This window comes from Pseudoalteromonas sp. 3J6, from assembly GCF_903995135.1.
In the GTDB taxonomy this organism is placed as follows: Bacteria; Pseudomonadota; Gammaproteobacteria; order Enterobacterales; family Alteromonadaceae; genus Pseudoalteromonas.
In genome coordinates this window covers 3,273,551-3,290,507 of sequence record NZ_LR877185.1, presented here as the reverse complement: position 1 = coordinate 3,290,507, position 16,957 = coordinate 3,273,551, and the positions used below count along the sequence as shown (strand labels likewise).

Below are 16,957 nucleotides of genomic sequence, written 5' to 3'. Positions count from 1 at the left end.
CTAAAACTTTGAGCAATATAAATTGAGGTTAAACATTGAAAGTATGTGTTAACTTCCAACATCTCAATTTTTTACTTATTAAGTATCCGCTAGTTTTACACGGATTTTGCTTTTGTCTACTGTGGTTTGATTAAGCGCTTTAATTGCGCCTTTAACTTCAATGTCATTAGGCATTTCTACAAATGCAAAGCCTTTAGATTGGCCTGTTTCTTTATCGAGTACCAAGTTACAGGTGGTCACTTTACCGTGAGCCGTAAATAACGTACGAAGTTCATGCTCAGTAGTGGCACGTGATAAGTTACGAACTAATAATTTCATATATAACCTAAATAATGGGTTCAAGCATAATTATCTCAAGTAACCTTGCTTTAACCTAACGTTATTTTATAAACAGTAAAAATAACTATTAAAAAACAAAAAACCGCCTAATGGCGGTTTTTTATACATTGCGAGAGATTACTTTACTTCTTTACCCGCTGCTTGTTGATCTGCATGATAGCTTGAACGTACAAACGGGCCTGAAGCGGCGTGTGTAAAGCCAATTTCATCAGCATATTCTTTTAATGCGTCAAATTCAGCTGGTGGCACGTAACGCTTAACGGGTAAGTGATGCTTAGACGGTTGTAGGTATTGCCCTACAGTAAGCATATCAACGTTATGAGCACGTAAATCGCGAAGTACTTCCTCGATTTCGCTAATTTCTTCACCAAGGCCAACCATTAAGCCTGATTTTGTTTTAACCTCAGGATGGGCTTCTTTAAAGCGACGTAATAATTCAAGAGACCATTTATAGTCAGCACCTGGGCGCGCAAGTTTGTATAAACGTGGCGCCGTTTCTAGGTTGTGATTAAATACATCTGGCGGCGTTTCAATTAAAATTTCTAACGCTCTGTCCATACGGCCACGAAAATCGGGCACTAAAATCTCAATGGTAATTTCTGGGTTATGCTTACGAATTTCGCGGATACAATCGGCAAAGTGCTGAGCACCACCGTCACGTAAATCATCACGGTCTACAGAAGTAATAACCACATAGCTTAACTTCATGTCTTTAATGGTCAGTGCCAGCTTTTCAGGCTCAGCGGCATCAGGTTTTAATGGGCGACCATGTGCAACGTCACAAAATGGACAACGACGTGTACAAATAGCCCCTAAAATCATAAAGGTCGCTGTACCGTGGTTAAAACACTCTGATAAGTTAGGACACGAAGCTTCTTCACATACAGAGTGAAGGCCATGCTTACGCATTGCTTGTTTTATGCCGTCAATTCGCTCGGTTGACTTAGGTAAGCGAATTTTAAGCCACTCTGGCTTACGGAGCATTTCGGTTTTTTCTGTTGGTAAAACTTTAACGGGGATCAACGCCATTTTTTCTGCGTCGCGTAGTTTTACACCTGGTTCCATTTTGACTGGTTTATTCATTCGTTTTCAAACCCTTCAGTATGCTTAACCTGTGTTGCATTAAGCTTCTTGATCATGTGTTTTACCAGCCCTTCACCTGCAGCTTCAAGGTTTTGAGGGCCATTTAGTTCTTTAGTTTGCACCATATTCATGCCCGCATAACCACATGGGTTGATGCGTAAAAATGGACTTAGATCCATATTAACATTTAATGCCAAGCCATGAAATGAGCAGCCACGACGAACTCGTAAACCTAAAGAAGCAATTTTACTGTCGTTAACGTAAACACCAGGAGCATCCGCTTTCGCGTATGCATCTATGGCGAACTCTGCAAGGGACTCAATGATGCACTCTTCAAGCCAAGTAACTAGCTCTCGCACCCCAATTTTTAAACGACGTAAATTAAATAATACATACATCATTTGCTGACCAGGGCCGTGGTAAGTCACCTGCCCACCGCGGTCAACTTTAATCACTTCAATGTCACCTGGGGCGAGTAAGTGCTCATCTTTACCGGCTTGGCCTTGGGTAAATACACTTTCATGCTCTACTAACCAAATTTCATCTGGCGTATTTTCATCACGGGTGTCGGTAAAGTCTTGCATTTTTTGCCAAATCGGCATGTAACGCTGACGACCTAGTTGGCGTACGATTAGGGTGTTTTCGTTCACAGCAAATCTCAACTATAGCTTAAAGCATATGGCGCACGTCATCGATATTGCTGATCACGTTGTAAATTTCTTCAATGTGTTTGCCGCTTGTTACTGTGGCTACTAAAGTGACTGACTCATAGTTACCTTTACTGCTCGGTTTTACTTTTGGCGCATAATCACCCGGGGCGATAGGTTGTAACTTTTCTAAAATTTGATCAGTTAAGTTTACGTTTGCTAAACCCATAATTTTAAATGTAAACGGGCAAGGGTACTCTAGGTACTCATCAAATTTAGTGTTTTTAACAGGTTCAACCACGACGGGAACTCCTCAAACAAAAGTGTTGGCTCAACGAATACGTTAAGCTTAAAACTGACAGGCTAATGACAATCTTGAAATGATGTTACTTTTGACCTAAGCCAACGACAGTCATTCAATACGATTGGTATATATGGGGCGCATTCTAGCACTTTTCAAGCAAAAAAAAACGCCTCACAGAAGAGGCGTTCATATTACTTTACTCGTGCTTACATTATTTGTAAGCGTAAGTAGTCATATATTTTGCTGAAGAAGCTACCTTCTTGTATTTCTTCAAGTGTAACTAGCGGATATTGTGCAATATCTTCGCCTTCAAGTTGTAAAAACAGCGTGCCTACTTTAGTGCCTTTAGCTAAAGGTGCTTCAAGCGTATCGTCAAGCTCAAAGTTTGCTTTCAGGTTTTTATGTTGGCCACGAGGGATTGTAATAGGGGTGTCTTCTAAAATACCTAAAGAGACATTCTCTTTATTACCCATCCAGATGCGTTGCTCTGCAAAACTATCGCCAGCTTTGTAAGGCGTAATTGTTTCAAAAAAGCGGAAACCGTAGTTAAGCAGTTTTTTACTTTCAACTTTACGCGCACGCTCACTTGAAGTACCCATAACTACCGCAATTAAACGCATGTCGTTTTTCGTTGCCGAGGTTACTAAGCTGTAACCCGCATCAGATGTATGGCCTGTTTTAATACCATCTACATCTAAGCTTTCATCCCATAACAACGAGTTACGGTTATATTGCTTTATACCATTGTATGTAAATGACTTTTCTTTATATAGTGCATATTCGTCCGGCACGTCTCTGATTAAGGCTGCACCAAGTGTGGCCATATCGCGTGGCGTTGTGTAGTGCTCGTCTGTATCAAGACCGTGACTATTAATAAAGTGAGTATTTGTCATGCCTATCTTTTCAGCATGGGCATTCATTAAATCTGCAAAGGCACTTTCGCTGCCTGCAATATGCTCAGCCATGGCAACACAGGCATCATTACCTGATTGCACAATAATACCGTGATTAAGTTCATCTACACTTACTTGCTTACCCACTTCAATGAACATTTTAGATGATTCAGGAAAGTTTTTTGCCCACGCTTTTTCACTGATAGTTACCATATCGGTGGGTGCGATATTACCCGCATTTATTTCTGTACCAATTACATAACTAGTCATCATTTTAGTTAAGCTAGCAGGAGCAAGTTTTGTATCAGCTTCACCTTCTACAATCACTTTACCTGTGGTGAAGTCCACCAAAAAGTAACCTTTAGCATTAACTTGAGGAGGGGCTGGAATAATTTGTGCAGTGGCTGAAAAGACGGCGGCAGAACAGACTAAGCCGCAAACACCAGTAAGAATTTTATGTTTAATAGATTTCATCATACTCATTAATGGTTAAAGTTAAAAATATGCATTCTCCCTATTCTAAAGGGCTTACTGAGTGTAAAGCAAGAACGCGTTCTGAAATTGATTTTGTTTTAATGTTTCTAATACTTGTTGCGCGTGTTGGGCATCTTTTATCGGCCCTAAGTGCAATCTATAAATAGCGTCTTTTTCGACGATATTTGTTGGTAATTTATACTGCTCTCGTAGTGTGTGTGCCAATGCTTCTATGTTGGCTAAGGTACTGCCGGCTGCTACTTGAACATAGGTTTTTCGTGCACGGGTATCTGCGAGGGTAATCGCTTCAAGCTTAACCTTTGCTGTACCGTATTTATGGTAGCCAAGTTTATAGGCAGCAGCATAGGAAAGATCAATGATTCTATCATCATGAAAGGGCCCACGATCATTAACCCGTACTATAACAGATTGGCCATTGGCTGTATTTGTTACGCGCACAAAACTCGGTAATGGTAAGGTTTTATGGGCTGCCGTCATAGCAAACATATCGTAAACTTCGCCGTTAGAGGTATGATAACCATGAAACTTTCGGCCATACCATGAAGCAATTCCCGTTTCTGAATAACCCGTTTCATCGAGCATAGGGGTATAACTTTTGCCTAATACTTCGTAAGGGCGTGTGGTGCTCGCGCTTTTTATAACTTTAGTGACAATAGCATCTTGCATTTCTAATTCAGTTGGTGCTCGAAGAGGCGCTGCATCATGGCGCATGCTGTAACGGCTATTTGAACTGCTACATGCACTTAAAAAGAGGCTAACGAGTGTAATAATTATAAGTTGTTTATAAAGGCGCATTATTTTAAGAGCATCCTTTTATCTGTGGCAATCGACATAATAATGCCAAATGCAGCCATCAAGGTCACCATTGAGGTGCCGCCATAACTAATTAATGGTAAGGGAACACCTACAACAGGTAATAAACCCGAGACCATACCAATGTTTACAAAAATATAAACGAAAAATGTCAGAATGAGTGAGCCCGCGAGTAACTTGCCAAAGGCATCTTGGGCATTAACGGCAATATAAAGTCCGCGACCAATAATGAATAGGTATAGGCTCAGTAAAACACACACACCGAACAGGCCAAATTCCTCACTCAGTACTGAAAAAATAAAATCAGTATGTCTTTCAGGTAAAAATTCTAGTTGTGATTGTGTGCCTTGCAACCAGCCTTTGCCTTCTATACCGCCTGAACCAATCGCTATTTTTGATTGGATTATATGATAGCCAGAACCAAGCGGATCGCTCTCTGGATCTAAAAAGGTCAGTACTCTTTGCTTTTGATAATCGTGCATACCATAGTGCCAAAAAGGCCATGCCGCTAAGGCAACAACAGAGCTTAAGAAGCCAATTAAACGCCAACTCAAGCCAGATAAAAACAACACAAATACACCTGAACTGGCAATCAAAATTGAGGTGCCCAAATCAGGCTGTTCTTTTATAAGTAGAGTAGGTAGCATAACAATGGCAAAACCAATCACTAAATGCAGCGCTCGAGGGGGTAAATGATTACGGCCAATATACCAAGCCACCATCATAGGAACCGCTAATTTCATCAGCTCTGAGGGTTGAAAGCGGGTGATGCCTAAATCTAACCAGCGTTGCGCACCTTTGGAGCTCACACCAAATAGGAGTACTCCAACCAGCATGAGTAGTCCTAAGCAATACATAGGGATGACTAAGCGTTTTAAAGTTGCTGGAGGGATTTGTGCTAACACAAACATACCAATAATAGCACCAGCCATACGGGTACCGTGGCGCATCATCATTGCAGAGTCTTGGCCAGAGGCACTGTAAACAATTGTGATGCTGCCTGCCATCATTAGTAATAAAGCAATAAAAAGCGGCAAATCAATATGCAAGCGCAGCCAAATAGAACGCTTATCATGTAAAGCCGTCATGGAACTTTACTCCCTGATGATTGAATGGGGTTAGCAGCAAAATAGTAATCCATTAATTGGCGCGCAATTGGGGCACCTACTGAGCTGCCGCCCCCAGTATTTTCTACCACAATAGAGACAACGATTTGAGGGTTATCGTATGGGGCAAAACCGACGTAAATGGCGTTATCACGCTGGCGCTCTTTAAGTGCATCGGCGTCATAGCGCTCGCCTTGAGCAATACTGACCACTTGGGCGGTACCGGTTTTACCTGCTGGGTCGTACGTAGCCCCTTTAAACGCGCGATGTGCTGTACCGGTAGTCTTTTTAACCGTGTTATGCATGGCATCAATAGCAATTCGCCAGTTATCCTCGTTATTAAGAACAACAGGTGGCTTTTCTTCATTATTGAGCTGGGTAATTTGGTCTTCTTTTTTAGCTACTTGCACTAAATGAGGAGGGTGATTTATCCCTCTGTTAACTAAAATATTAGTGGCATTAGCTATTTGAATCGGGGTGGCAGTCCAATAACCTTGGCCAATCCCGACAGAAATAGTATCGCCACGCCACCATGACTCTTTAAAACGATCTTCTTTCCACTCTTTTGAGGGTAAAATAGCGGTTGCTTCTTCATGTATATCAATACCTGAAAGTTCACCAAAGCCAAAACGCGCCATAAAGTTACTTATTTTAGTGATCCCCATACGGTACGCTGCATCATAAAAATAAGTATCGCATGACTCTTCTATGGCTTTGTAAACATCAACATGGCCATGGCCCCAACGTCGCCAATCGCGCCATTTATGCTTTACGTTTGGTATTTGAAAAAAACCGGGATCCCACATGGTGGTGGTTTCTTGCACTATATTTTCTTCTAATGCCAAAATAGCCATGTGCGGCTTAATAGTCGATGCTGGTGCATAGCGTCCTTGAGTGGTACGGTTTATAAGCGGGAGATCTGGATTAAGTAGGGCTTTGTAGTCTTTGCTGCTAATACCGTGCACAAATAAATTTGGGTCATAACTTGGGTTTGAATAAAGCGCTAGAACGCCGCCATCTTTTGCATCCATTACCACAATAGCGCCGCGCATATCTTTAAGTGCATGTTGGGCTATTTGTTGTAAACCAATGTCGAGAGTAAGTACTAAATCATCCCCCGGCTGCGGTGGTTCCATGTTTAAGGTGCGAATAATACGGCCACGGTTATTTACTTCAACTCGCTGTGAGCCAACTTGGCCATGTAGTAACGGCTCGTAATACTTTTCGATACCTAGCTTGCCAATATCATGAGTAGCTCTGTAGTTGGTGGCTTCACCTTGTTGTTCAAGCTTGTTTAACTCTTTTCTATTGAGCTTTGCAACATAGCCTAAGGCATGAGTTAAGGTGTCGCCAAAAGGGTAGTATCTCGCTAAACGCGCTTCAATACTAAACCCTGGGAATTTATGTTGGTTTACTGAAAACATCGCTACTTCGTTTTCGTTCAAGCGAGCTTTAAGAACTTGGCTTTTAAAGCGGCGAGTATGCTTTATATCATCAAGGAAATCTGCTTGTTGTTGCTCGGTGATTTCAATAATTTTACTGACGGATTTTACAGAGGCTATTAAATCGTCAACTTCTTCGGGGATCACTTCAAGGTTATAAACGGGCTTATTTTCAGCTAGTAAAACACCGTTTCGGTCGTAAATTAAACCTCGATTAGGTGCAATAGGAATTACTTTTATACGATTGTCGTTAGAGCGGGTTTGATAATCTTGGTGATCGTCAACTTGAATGGTGTACAAGTTAGACAATAATATGGCTACTAGGGCTAATATAAATATAAAACCCACAAATGCACGCCGAGCAAATAAATTAGCTTCTGCTGAGTGGTCGCGAATAGTGGGTCTTCGTTTTAGCATGGCAAGAAACTACTCGCGATGATAAGGGTGGTTGTTATTTAAGCTCCAGCCTCTGTAAAGGCTTTCAGCAACAATAATGCGTACTAAAGGATGCGGGAGCGTTAAATTAGACAACGACCACTTTTGCTCAGAGGCTGCAATACACTCGGGAGCTAAGCCTTCTGGACCGCCAATCAGTAAACTGACATCGCGGCCGTCAAGTTGCCACTTTTCCATGTTCTTTGCTAGCTGGTGAGTATCCAGTGGTTTACCAGTTACTTCTAGTGTGACAATACGATTGCCTTTGGGTATGGCGGCTAAGGTTTTTTCACCTTCGATGTGTAAAATACGCTTTATATCTGCGTTTTTGCCACGTTTACCTGCAGGTATTTCGATTAGTTCCAGTGCCATATCTTTGGGAAAGCGGCGCTGATATTCTGCAAAACCTGTTTCTACCCATGCTGGCATTTTTGTACCAACAGCAATCATTTGTATTTTCACGACGTTACTTCCAAGCGTTGTCTAAAATAGGGAGCTATTAGCCCCAAAGCTTTTCTAGATCGTAATAGCTACGTGCTTGATCTTGCATAACGTGAACAATCACATCACCTAAATCAACTAATGCCCATTCGCCATCGCTTTGACCTTCGTAGCCTAATGGCTCTTCACCAGCGTGACGAGCTTCTTTTGCTAAGTTATCAGCAATTGACAATACATGACGTCTTGATGTGCCTGAACATACAATCATGTAATCGGTTACGTCTGAAGTGCCAGTTACGTCAAGTTGAATCACATCACGTGCTTTCATATCGTCAATTTTGTCTAGTGCAAAAGCGAGTAGTTGTTTCGAATCCAAGGTTTTGTCTCAATTTAAAATTTAATAGCGGTTATTTTAACACGCCGAGGGGTTTATACCAATCACTCTTGATAAAGCTGGTGCTGCTCAATATAGTGACTCACGGTGTCGGGTAATAGTTCACTCTTTTTAATACTTTTTTTAAGCGTTTGACGGATAGTGCTGGATGCAGCATCCAGTTGCTTACCTTCTAAAAAGTAAAGGTGTCCGCCATTTTTTTCGTTCAGTAGTGAAATATCGTTGCTCATAGCCTGCTGTTTGTAGTTTTTAAGTTCACCTTGTACATCACAGTTTTGACCTGGGCGTTGATACACCACTATATGGCATAGACGAGTTATTGTTTGCCATTGATACCATTTATCAAGGTTGTTGAATGAGTCCATTCCAATCAAAAATAGAATCGGGGTATCGGGATTTTCTGCTCTTAGTTCTTGCAAGCTTAATAAAGAATACGACGGGCCGCTGCGTTTTAGTTCTCGTAAATCAAGCTTAAACTGCGAATATGGTTTAATTGCGGTTTTAAGCATTGCAATACGATGCTCGGTGCTGATCCCCGGTGCCGCTTTGTGTGCGGGTATTGCACAGGGCATAAAATAGAGTGAGTGTAATTTAAAGGTCGCAACGCATTGCTGCGCCATATTAAGGTGTCCCAAATGAATGGGGTCAAAAGTGCCACCAAAAATTGCAATCATGGTATTTTTCCTTTACTGACGGTTAGTATGACACGGCAGTGGAATATCGAGCGGTTGGCAAAATTTAATACAAATATGTGCTAATGCTTGATAGGGTGCAATCAATACACCTTGTTTGTAGCTTGCATCAAATAATGCCAGTTCACTGCTAATACTTTCAAGGGTGTGAATATTTAGTCTGTTTATCGCTGTTTGTACCGGCGCTTGCTGATTTTTCCAAATCGCTTTTTGTTTAAACAGGGTCGCTAATGACTCACCTTGCAATAACCCTTGTTGTACACTGATTAAGGTATTTAAATCTTTATTGATGGCCCATAAAATACTCACTACTTCAGTGTTATCACTGGCAAGCTTATTTAATACTTTTATTGCTTGTGTAGTATGGCCGTTTAACAGGGCATCACTTAAATCAAAAATATCGAATTTAGATTGGTTTAGTAGCCCTTGCATTACCAGTTGTTGGGTAATGAGAGCGTCACCATGTATTAGTGACAGCTTTTCAAGCTCTTGGAAACAAGCCAGTAAATTGCCTTCAGTGGCATTAATTAAACTGAGCTTAGCCTCGTTTTGTAAATTAAGTGACAAGCGTTGGCATTGTTCATCAAGCCAACGTTTTAAGTGATTACCACTAAGCGGATAGCAGGGTACAAATAACCCTTGCTTATCGAGTGCTTTAAACCACGCACCGCGTTGCACATCTTGGCTTGCTTTGGCGCCTTTAACAATTAAAATGGTGTCAGGGTTTTCGAGCTCAACGACCTTTTTAAAGGTGTTTGCGCCGGGTGTACCAGGTTTTTGCTGGTTCAAATCAAGCTCAATAATCGTACGCGCACTAAATAACGACATACTTTGGTATTGCGCAATGATTTCTTGCCAATCAAAGCCTTGGGCTAAAGTGAATTTAATTACTTCATTAAAACCTTGCGCTTTTGCGCTATCGCGTATGAGCTGTACACATTGCGCTTCTTGAAAAGGCTCTTCACCAAAAACCAAATAAAAAGGTTTTAACCCCTTTTTTAATTCGCTAGGCAGCTGATTTGCATAACAACGCATTATAGTTGCGACAACTCTCTAACAATTCGACGACTCGCTTGCTGGCGAATTTCGCTGATCAGCAGTTCAAGCTCTTTTGCTTTAGCTAGTGCGTTGTCAGGATCATCTTGGTAATTACGGTAAAGCTCAAAACGTTTTTCAATGGCTTCTTGTTTTGGGCGTTTTACAACATAACTCACACTGTATGCCAGTTCATATTCAGCTACTTGTCCGTTTTGAAACAACGACAAGGTTTGGCGCTCTAGCTGCTCTTTAAATAAATAAAGTTGCGCAGACTGTTTACTCGCAGGGACTAAAGTGACATCGCTCATAGCAAGTTCTGTTTGCAAATAGCTAAACAATGCTGATTTTTGATCATCACCCACCAAGGTTAGCTGTTTTAAATCATTGGGTAGGCTTGATGCTTTTTTAAGGTGAAAGCCACAGCTCGATAACAAAAAACAGACTAGCACTAAGGCTAGTCCGTTTTTAATGGCATTTAAAGTAGCCATATTAGTTAGCTACCACGTTAAGCAATTTACCTGGTACATAAATTACTTTGCGGATTGTTGCACCATCAGTAAATTTAGTGACGTTAGATTCTGCAAACGCGAGTGCTTCTACTTGCTCTTGCGTTGCATCAGCTGCAACCGTTAGTTTTGCACGTAATTTACCGTTTACTTGTACGATGATTAATTTTTCATCTTCAACTAGGGCAGATTCGTCAACTTTTGGCCATGCGGCATCTAAAATATCACCTTCTTTACCTAGCTCTTGCCATAACTGATGCGATAAATGCGGTGTTATTGGTGCTAGCATAATAAGTAATGCTTCTAATGCCTCGTTAGCAATGGCAACATCTTGAGTGTCGTTTAATGGCGCTTTTAATAACTTATTAGACAGCTCCATGATTGCGGCAATCGCAGTGTTGAATGTTTGACGACGTTCAACATCATCGCTCACTTTTGCAATGGCTTTATGTAGCTCACGGCGAAGTACTTTTTGTGGGTTAGTAAGCGACGATTTATCAAGTGCTTGGAAGCCAACCGTTTTAACATCTACCGCGTATTTCCATACACGTTTTAAGAAACGGTGTGCGCCTTCAACCCCTGAATCTGACCATTCAAGCGTTTGCTCCGGTGGTGCAGTAAACATCATAAATAAACGCACGGTATCTGCACCGTATTGAGCAATTACTTCTTGTGGGTCTATGCCGTTATTTTTCGACTTAGACATTTTGCTCATGCCAGATGAGAACACAGGTTCACCATCATCGACGTGCCATGCCTTGGTTACACGGCCTTTGTCGTCGGTTTCGGTATTTACATCACTTGGCGAAATCCATACATCGCCGCCTTTTTCATCTTTACGATAAAATGTTTCGGCAAGTACCATACCTTGACAAAGTAAGCGGTCGAATGGCTCGTCTGAATTTACTAAACCAAAGTCACGTAGTAATTTATGGAAAAAGCGCGAGTACAATAAGTGTAAAATTGCGTGCTCAATACCACCAATGTATTGGTTTACTGGTAACCAGTAGTTAGCGGCTGCTGGATCTAACATACCCTGGTCATGGCGCGGGCTACAGTAGCGAGCGTAATACCATGATGACTCCATAAAGGTGTCAAAAGTATCAGTTTCATGAGTGGCTGGTACACCATTTACAGTTGTTTTAGCCCATTCTGGGTCCGCTTTAATTGGTGAGGTAACGCCATTCATTACCACATCTTCTGGTAAACGCACTGGTAGCATATCTTCAGTGGCAGCAAGCTCATTACCATTCTCATCACTCAGCATTGGAATTGGCGAACCCCAGTAACGCTGACGGCTTACACCCCAATCGCGTAGACGGAAGTTTACTTTACGCTCTCCCACACCTAATGCTTCTAGCTTGTCGGCAACAGCGTTAAAGGCGTTTTCAAAATCAAGGCCATCAAATTCACCTGAGTTTACTAATACCCCTTTTTCGGTGAATGCTTCTTGAGCTAGGTTTACTTCAAGCTCAGAGCCTTCAACTGGCGCAATAACTTGTTTAATATCTAGGCCGTAGGCTGTTGCAAATTCAAAGTCACGTTGGTCGTGCGCAGGTACTGCCATTACCGCACCTGAGCCGTAATGCATTAATACAAAGTTAGCAACCCAAATTGGTAGCTGCTCGCCCGTTAATGGGTGAGTGGCGTAAAAGCCTGTTGCAATACCTTTTTTCTCCATGGTTGCCATGTCTGCTTCAGCAACTTTGGTGTTTTTGCATTCTTCAACAAACATTGCAATCGCGTCGCTATTTTTAGCCGCTTCTTGTGCAATAGGGTGGCCACCAGCAACGGCTAGGTATGTTACGCCCATAAATGTATCTGGGCGTGTAGTGTATACGCTAAATTTTTCGTTGTTATCGGTACGCGTAAATTCTATGTCTAAGCCTTCAGAACGACCAATCCAGTTGCGCTGCATGGTTTTAACTTGTTCAGGCCAGTCTTCTAATTTGTCTAAATCGTCTAATAGCTCTTGTGCGTAGTCGGTAATTTTAATAAACCACTGTGGAATTTCTTTTTGTTCCACTACCGCACCTGAACGCCAACCGCGGCCGTCAATTACTTGCTCGTTAGCTAGTACAGTTTGATCGACCGGATCCCAGTTAACCGTTGACATTTTTTTGTACACTAGGCCTTTTTCGTAAAGCTTAGTGAAAAACCATTGTTCCCATTTGTAATATTCTGGGTGGCAGGTTGCAATTTCGCGATCCCAATCGTAGCCAAAACCTAATTGCTTAAGTTGGTTACGCATGTAGTCAATATTTTCGTAAGTCCACTTTGCAGGGGCTGTTTTATTTTTAATAGCCGCGTTTTCTGCAGGTAAACCAAACGCATCCCAACCCATAGGTTGCATTACGTTTTTGCCTTGCAAGCGCTGGAAGCGAGAAACCACGTCACCAATGGTATAGTTACGCACATGACCCATATGCAGTCGACCACTAGGGTAGGGAAACATTGAGAGGCAATAGTATTTTTCTTTGCTCTCATCTTCTGTGGCTTTAAATACTTGGTTTTCTTCCCAGTAGCGTTGGACTTTTGACTCTATGTCTTGTGGGTTATATTGCTCTTGCATTTACGTTTCCAAACTTCTTGCATACTAATAAAAAATTGTCGATAGGATACCCCAAATAAAGCGCTATTCACAGCGTCAAAGCGGCGCTTTTTGTAAATTTGCGAGTAAATTAGTTTTCAGTACAGGTTAACCTATACTTATCTATGGTATAGAGTAAATCAGTAGACGTTTTCAAGGAGTATAAAATGGCAGATTACAGAACATGGCTTAGTGGATTAACCGATTGGTTAAAAGATGTGAAAGAGCATGAAGTTAAAGCCGCAGTAAAGCGATTTATTGAATCTGAGCAGGCACTTAAAGATTTAGGTGAAGAAAAATACCAGCTTTATCGTAATTACTTAATGCGTGACATTTCTCACCTACAAGAAAATAATAGCTACTATAATTCGCTTGCATGGCAGGAGCTTAAAGAGTCATTGTGGTTTGAGCTTTCTCACATTGAAGACAAAACACAGCTTGAATGGCAGTCATTAAGTGAAGATTTTAAGCATAATGGTGTTTATCACGCAGGTGAATGGATAGCCATGGGCACATTAGTATGTAAGAATTGCAACCATAGTTATGATGTTTACCATGCAACGCAAATTATTCCTTGCACGCAGTGTGATGGCATCTATTTTAGCCGCCAGGCTTTACAACCCTGAATATAAGTATTGAGTGGCTGTAGGCCACTCAATATGCCCAAATCTAGCAATTAAGCTGGTAAAAAAAGAAGTTAGAATGACGAAAAAACTGCTGCCACTACCCGTATCAAATCTTGCACCGAGTATTTCTTCGAGCCATGTAAACACTTGCATGAGCAATCCATACCCTGAGCAACTTACCTTTATAGGCCAACAACGTGCGCAAAGTGCATTGGACTTCTCTTTAGGAATGGACCTACCCGGTTATAATGTTTACGTAATGGGAGAGGCGGCACACGGGCGTTTTACCTTAGTAAAAGACAAATTAAAACAACACGCTAAAGAGCGCACAACACCGCATGAATGGCTGTATGTTAATAACTACGACGATCACCGTGAGCCTATTGCGTTATTTATGCATGCAGGGCAAAGCAAACAATTAGCCGATGACATTGACTCATTTATTGATGAAGTACTCGACACCTTTCCTGCTGCATTTGATAACCCAGCTTATCAGCGCAAGAAAAAATCGATAGACCGTGAGTTTAACGATGCTTACGACGGCGCCATTACCGCAGTAGAAATAGCCGCGCTTGAGCAAAGTGTGGCATTAATCGAAGAAAAAGGCGTAGTCGGCTTTGCCCCGCTGATTGATGGCAAGCAACTTACCGATAATGAATTTTCTGATTTGGAAGATGATTTACGCGAAATGTTTTTTGAGCGTATAGAAAAATTAGAAGATGCCCTCATTGAAGCGCTTATTGAGTTACCGCGCTGGAAACGTGAATCTAAAGAAAAGCTTCGCAATCTTAAAAAGTCTACCGCTGAGCAAGCCACTAAACCGTTATTAAAAGATTTAGAACATAAATACGCCAGCCATATTGGTGTGCTGCGTTATTTAAAAGATATACGTGTAGAAATTATTGATGCCGTGCTTGAATGGCTTGATGATGAAGGTGAAAGCGAAGAAAACAAAGAAGACTTTGACCGTAAAGGTATGCTTACCGACTTTTTTGCACCTAATATTTTAGTTGAATACAAAGAAGGCGATGCAGCACCGGTTGTTTACGAGCCAAACCCAACTTTTGGTAATATTTTTGGCAAAATTGAATACGCCACATCGCAAGGGTCGTTAATTACCAGCTATCGATCAATTCAGCCAGGTGCATTGCACCGCGCGAATGGCGGCTATTTAATTATGGATGCTGAAAAAGTAATGGCTCAACCCCAAGTGTGGGATGGGCTAAAGCTGTCGCTAAAAACCCATCAAATTAAAAATGACTTACCTTATCAAGACAGTGTCGTTGGTAGTAGCTTTACGCTTCGACCGCAGTTAATACCGCTTGATGTGAAAATTATTTTACTCGGCTCACGTGAACTTTATTACACCATCGGTGAATACGACGAGGAATTTGCTGAGTTATTTAGAGTACTTGCCGATTTTGATTATTACTTACCAAGTAGCGATAAGCTGCAGTATCAGTTTATTACTAAAGTCAGTGATTACTGCGAGCAAATATTAAAGTGCACGTTAAACGAAGCCGCAATGGTGCGATTACTTAAATTTAGTTATCGCCAAGCAGAGCACCATAATAAGTTATCAGCACGTTTTGCTGATGTGTTAGAGCTTGTGGCTGAGGCTAGTTTTTACGCTAAGCAAGACAAGCTTACGGTGATTGATGCACGCCATATTGACGAAGCCATACAAGGCAAGCAGTACCGTACGGGGCAAATTAGCGAAAACATGCTCAGCGATATAAAGGAAGGGCATACTTTAATAGCTACTGAAGGCCAAGCCGTAGGTAAAGTAAATGGTTTGACAGTACTGCACATTGGTGACACCTCATTTGGCACACCTGCACGTATTACTGCTACCGTTTATGCCGGCGCTGACGGCGTAATTGATGTGGAACGCGAAGCTGAGTTGGGTAAAGCAATTCACTCAAAAGGGGTAATGTTGCTTACCGGGTATTTAGGTAACAAATACGCGCAACACTTTAGCTTAACACTCAGTGCGAATATCGCTATTGAACAAAGTTATGGCTACATAGATGGTGATAGCGCCTCTCTTGCTGAACTTTGTGCGCTAATTTCGGCCATTACGAGCTTACCTATCAGTCAGTCTATTGCTCTAACCGGTTCAATTAACCAACATGGTGATGTGCAGGCCATTGGTGGTGTAAATGAGAAAATAGAAGGCTTCTTTAAGCTATGTAAAATACGCGGCTTAACGGGTGAGCAAGGGGTTATTATTCCTAAATCGAATCAAGTTAATTTGGTGCTTGATGACGAAATACTCAATGCCGTTGAGTTAGGTAAGTTTAATATTTATGCTGTGGAAACCGTTGATCAAGCACTAAACTTATTAATGGATATCGAAGCGGGTGATATGGTTGATGAACACTACCCAGAAGATTCGGTTAATGGCATCGCATTAGCGCGATTAAAAGACATTGCCGATATTGTTAATGGTGATAACAGCGACGAAAAAGACCACGACTCAGAAGATGAAAAAGGGGAGTTATGATCAATATAATTTTACTGATTGTTATCGCTATTTTTTGCGTTTTAATTTTTAAAAACAGTAAAAAAGCCAAGCAGCAAGCAATCGCAAACGCACAGATTGAAAGTGATTATTTAATTGCCAATGTAAAAACTGAAGGCGTACATGAAACCGCATCTGGCTTGCAATATAAAATAATCCATAAAGGACAGAGTGAAAATACACCTAGCCCAACGAGTATGGTTAAAGTGCATTATCATGGCACTTTAATCGACGGCACTGTATTTGACAGCTCAGTGGAGCGCAAAACTCCGATTAGCTTTGGTTTGCACCAAGTTATAAAAGGTTGGACAGAAGGCCTACAACTGATGAGCCCGGGCGATAAATTTCAGTTTTATATACCGCATCAGCTCGCCTATGGTGAAAAGCGAGTAGGGAGTATTCCTCCTGCATCATTGCTTATTTTTGAAGTGGAATTACTGGCTATTGAGTCGTAATTTTAAAGAAAAAAAACACTTTAAGCCTTACCTTAATCAAGTAGGGCTTTTTATTTGCCTCATTAGCCAATTCTATTCAAGTATTTAAAATATCAGTCGATACCTAAAATAGTGACAAATTTATTTTAGGGATA

General features: G+C 41.4%; 17 protein-coding genes. 3 read left to right on the top strand and 14 right to left on the bottom strand.

Annotated features, from left to right (window positions below; translation table 11 throughout):
- Nucleotides 1-78 precede the first annotated feature (78 nt).
- From P3J6_RS15030 to leuS, 14 genes are all read right to left on the bottom strand, one after another.
- Nucleotides 79-318 (bottom strand): RNA recognition motif domain-containing protein, encoded by a 240-nt coding sequence (locus tag P3J6_RS15030; RefSeq protein WP_198523447.1) that lies wholly within the window; start codon nucleotides 316-318, stop codon nucleotides 79-81.
- Nucleotides 319-456: 138 nt separating this feature from the next.
- Entirely contained in the window at nucleotides 457-1,422 is a 966-nt protein-coding gene (gene lipA, locus P3J6_RS15025; RefSeq protein WP_008109434.1) for a lipoyl synthase, read from the bottom strand.
- Nucleotides 1,419-2,072 carry a lipoyl(octanoyl) transferase LipB gene (gene lipB / locus P3J6_RS15020; RefSeq protein ID WP_198523446.1) on the bottom strand — a complete coding sequence of 218 codons (654 nt, stop codon included), beginning with the start codon at nucleotides 2,070-2,072 and terminating at the stop codon, nucleotides 1,419-1,421. The genes lipA and lipB overlap by 4 nt, the downstream gene beginning before the upstream one ends.
- A gap of 19 nt (nucleotides 2,073-2,091) precedes the next feature.
- On the bottom strand, nucleotides 2,092-2,370 hold the full coding sequence (gene ybeD / locus P3J6_RS15015; protein WP_008109437.1) for a DUF493 family protein YbeD: 279 nt from the start codon (nucleotides 2,368-2,370) through the stop codon (nucleotides 2,092-2,094).
- A gap of 209 nt (nucleotides 2,371-2,579) precedes the next feature.
- Nucleotides 2,580-3,740 (bottom strand): serine hydrolase, encoded by a 1,161-nt coding sequence (locus P3J6_RS15010; protein WP_198523445.1) that lies wholly within the window; start codon nucleotides 3,738-3,740, stop codon nucleotides 2,580-2,582.
- Between the two features lie 54 nt (nucleotides 3,741-3,794).
- Nucleotides 3,795-4,556, bottom strand: coding sequence for a septal ring lytic transglycosylase RlpA family protein (locus tag P3J6_RS15005; RefSeq protein WP_198523444.1), 762 nt, complete (start codon nucleotides 4,554-4,556; stop codon nucleotides 3,795-3,797).
- On the bottom strand, nucleotides 4,556-5,662 hold the full coding sequence (gene rodA / locus P3J6_RS15000) for a rod shape-determining protein RodA (protein WP_178956313.1): 1,107 nt from the start codon (nucleotides 5,660-5,662) through the stop codon (nucleotides 4,556-4,558). Before rodA ends, P3J6_RS15005 begins: the two co-directional genes overlap by 1 nt.
- Nucleotides 5,659-7,539, bottom strand: a complete 1,881-nt coding sequence (gene mrdA, locus P3J6_RS14995; protein WP_198523443.1) for a penicillin-binding protein 2 — start codon at nucleotides 7,537-7,539, stop codon at nucleotides 5,659-5,661. Before mrdA ends, rodA begins: the two co-directional genes overlap by 4 nt.
- A gap of 9 nt (nucleotides 7,540-7,548) precedes the next feature.
- The gene (rlmH, locus tag P3J6_RS14990; protein WP_138604989.1) at nucleotides 7,549-8,019 is read right to left on the bottom strand and encodes a 23S rRNA (pseudouridine(1915)-N(3))-methyltransferase RlmH; all 471 of its coding nucleotides are present in this window, start codon (nucleotides 8,017-8,019) and stop codon (nucleotides 7,549-7,551) included.
- A gap of 37 nt (nucleotides 8,020-8,056) precedes the next feature.
- A complete protein-coding gene (rsfS, locus tag P3J6_RS14985; RefSeq protein WP_010388304.1) occupies nucleotides 8,057-8,374 on the bottom strand; it encodes a ribosome silencing factor in 318 nt (105 codons plus the stop codon).
- A gap of 62 nt (nucleotides 8,375-8,436) precedes the next feature.
- Nucleotides 8,437-9,066, bottom strand: coding sequence for a nicotinate-nucleotide adenylyltransferase (nadD, locus tag P3J6_RS14980; protein ID WP_198523442.1), 630 nt, complete (start codon nucleotides 9,064-9,066; stop codon nucleotides 8,437-8,439).
- 12 nt (nucleotides 9,067-9,078) lie between these two features.
- On the bottom strand, nucleotides 9,079-10,119 hold the full coding sequence (gene holA / locus P3J6_RS14975; RefSeq protein WP_198523441.1) for a DNA polymerase III subunit delta: 1,041 nt from the start codon (nucleotides 10,117-10,119) through the stop codon (nucleotides 9,079-9,081).
- Complete coding sequence (locus tag P3J6_RS14970; RefSeq protein ID WP_010388311.1) at nucleotides 10,119-10,610, bottom strand: LPS-assembly lipoprotein LptE; 492 nt, start codon at nucleotides 10,608-10,610, stop codon at nucleotides 10,119-10,121. The genes holA and P3J6_RS14970 overlap by 1 nt, the downstream gene beginning before the upstream one ends.
- A gap of 1 nt (nucleotide 10,611) precedes the next feature.
- Nucleotides 10,612-13,200 (bottom strand): leucine--tRNA ligase, encoded by a 2,589-nt coding sequence (leuS, locus tag P3J6_RS14965; RefSeq protein ID WP_198523440.1) that lies wholly within the window; start codon nucleotides 13,198-13,200, stop codon nucleotides 10,612-10,614.
- A 185-nt stretch (nucleotides 13,201-13,385) separates the two neighbouring features.
- Between leuS and P3J6_RS14960 the strand changes: the two genes are divergently transcribed.
- The 3 genes from P3J6_RS14960 to P3J6_RS14950 all read left to right on the top strand — a co-directional run bounded on the left by P3J6_RS14960 (nucleotide 13,386) and on the right by P3J6_RS14950 (nucleotide 16,823).
- On the top strand, nucleotides 13,386-13,844 hold the full coding sequence (locus P3J6_RS14960; protein ID WP_109874371.1) for a zinc ribbon-containing protein: 459 nt from the start codon (nucleotides 13,386-13,388) through the stop codon (nucleotides 13,842-13,844).
- Between the two features lie 76 nt (nucleotides 13,845-13,920).
- The gene (locus tag P3J6_RS14955; RefSeq protein WP_198523439.1) at nucleotides 13,921-16,350 is read left to right on the top strand and encodes a Lon protease family protein; all 2,430 of its coding nucleotides are present in this window, start codon (nucleotides 13,921-13,923) and stop codon (nucleotides 16,348-16,350) included.
- Nucleotides 16,347-16,823, top strand: coding sequence for an FKBP-type peptidyl-prolyl cis-trans isomerase (locus tag P3J6_RS14950; protein WP_010388321.1), 477 nt, complete (start codon nucleotides 16,347-16,349; stop codon nucleotides 16,821-16,823). Before P3J6_RS14955 ends, P3J6_RS14950 begins: the two co-directional genes overlap by 4 nt.
- Nucleotides 16,824-16,957 lie beyond the last annotated feature (134 nt).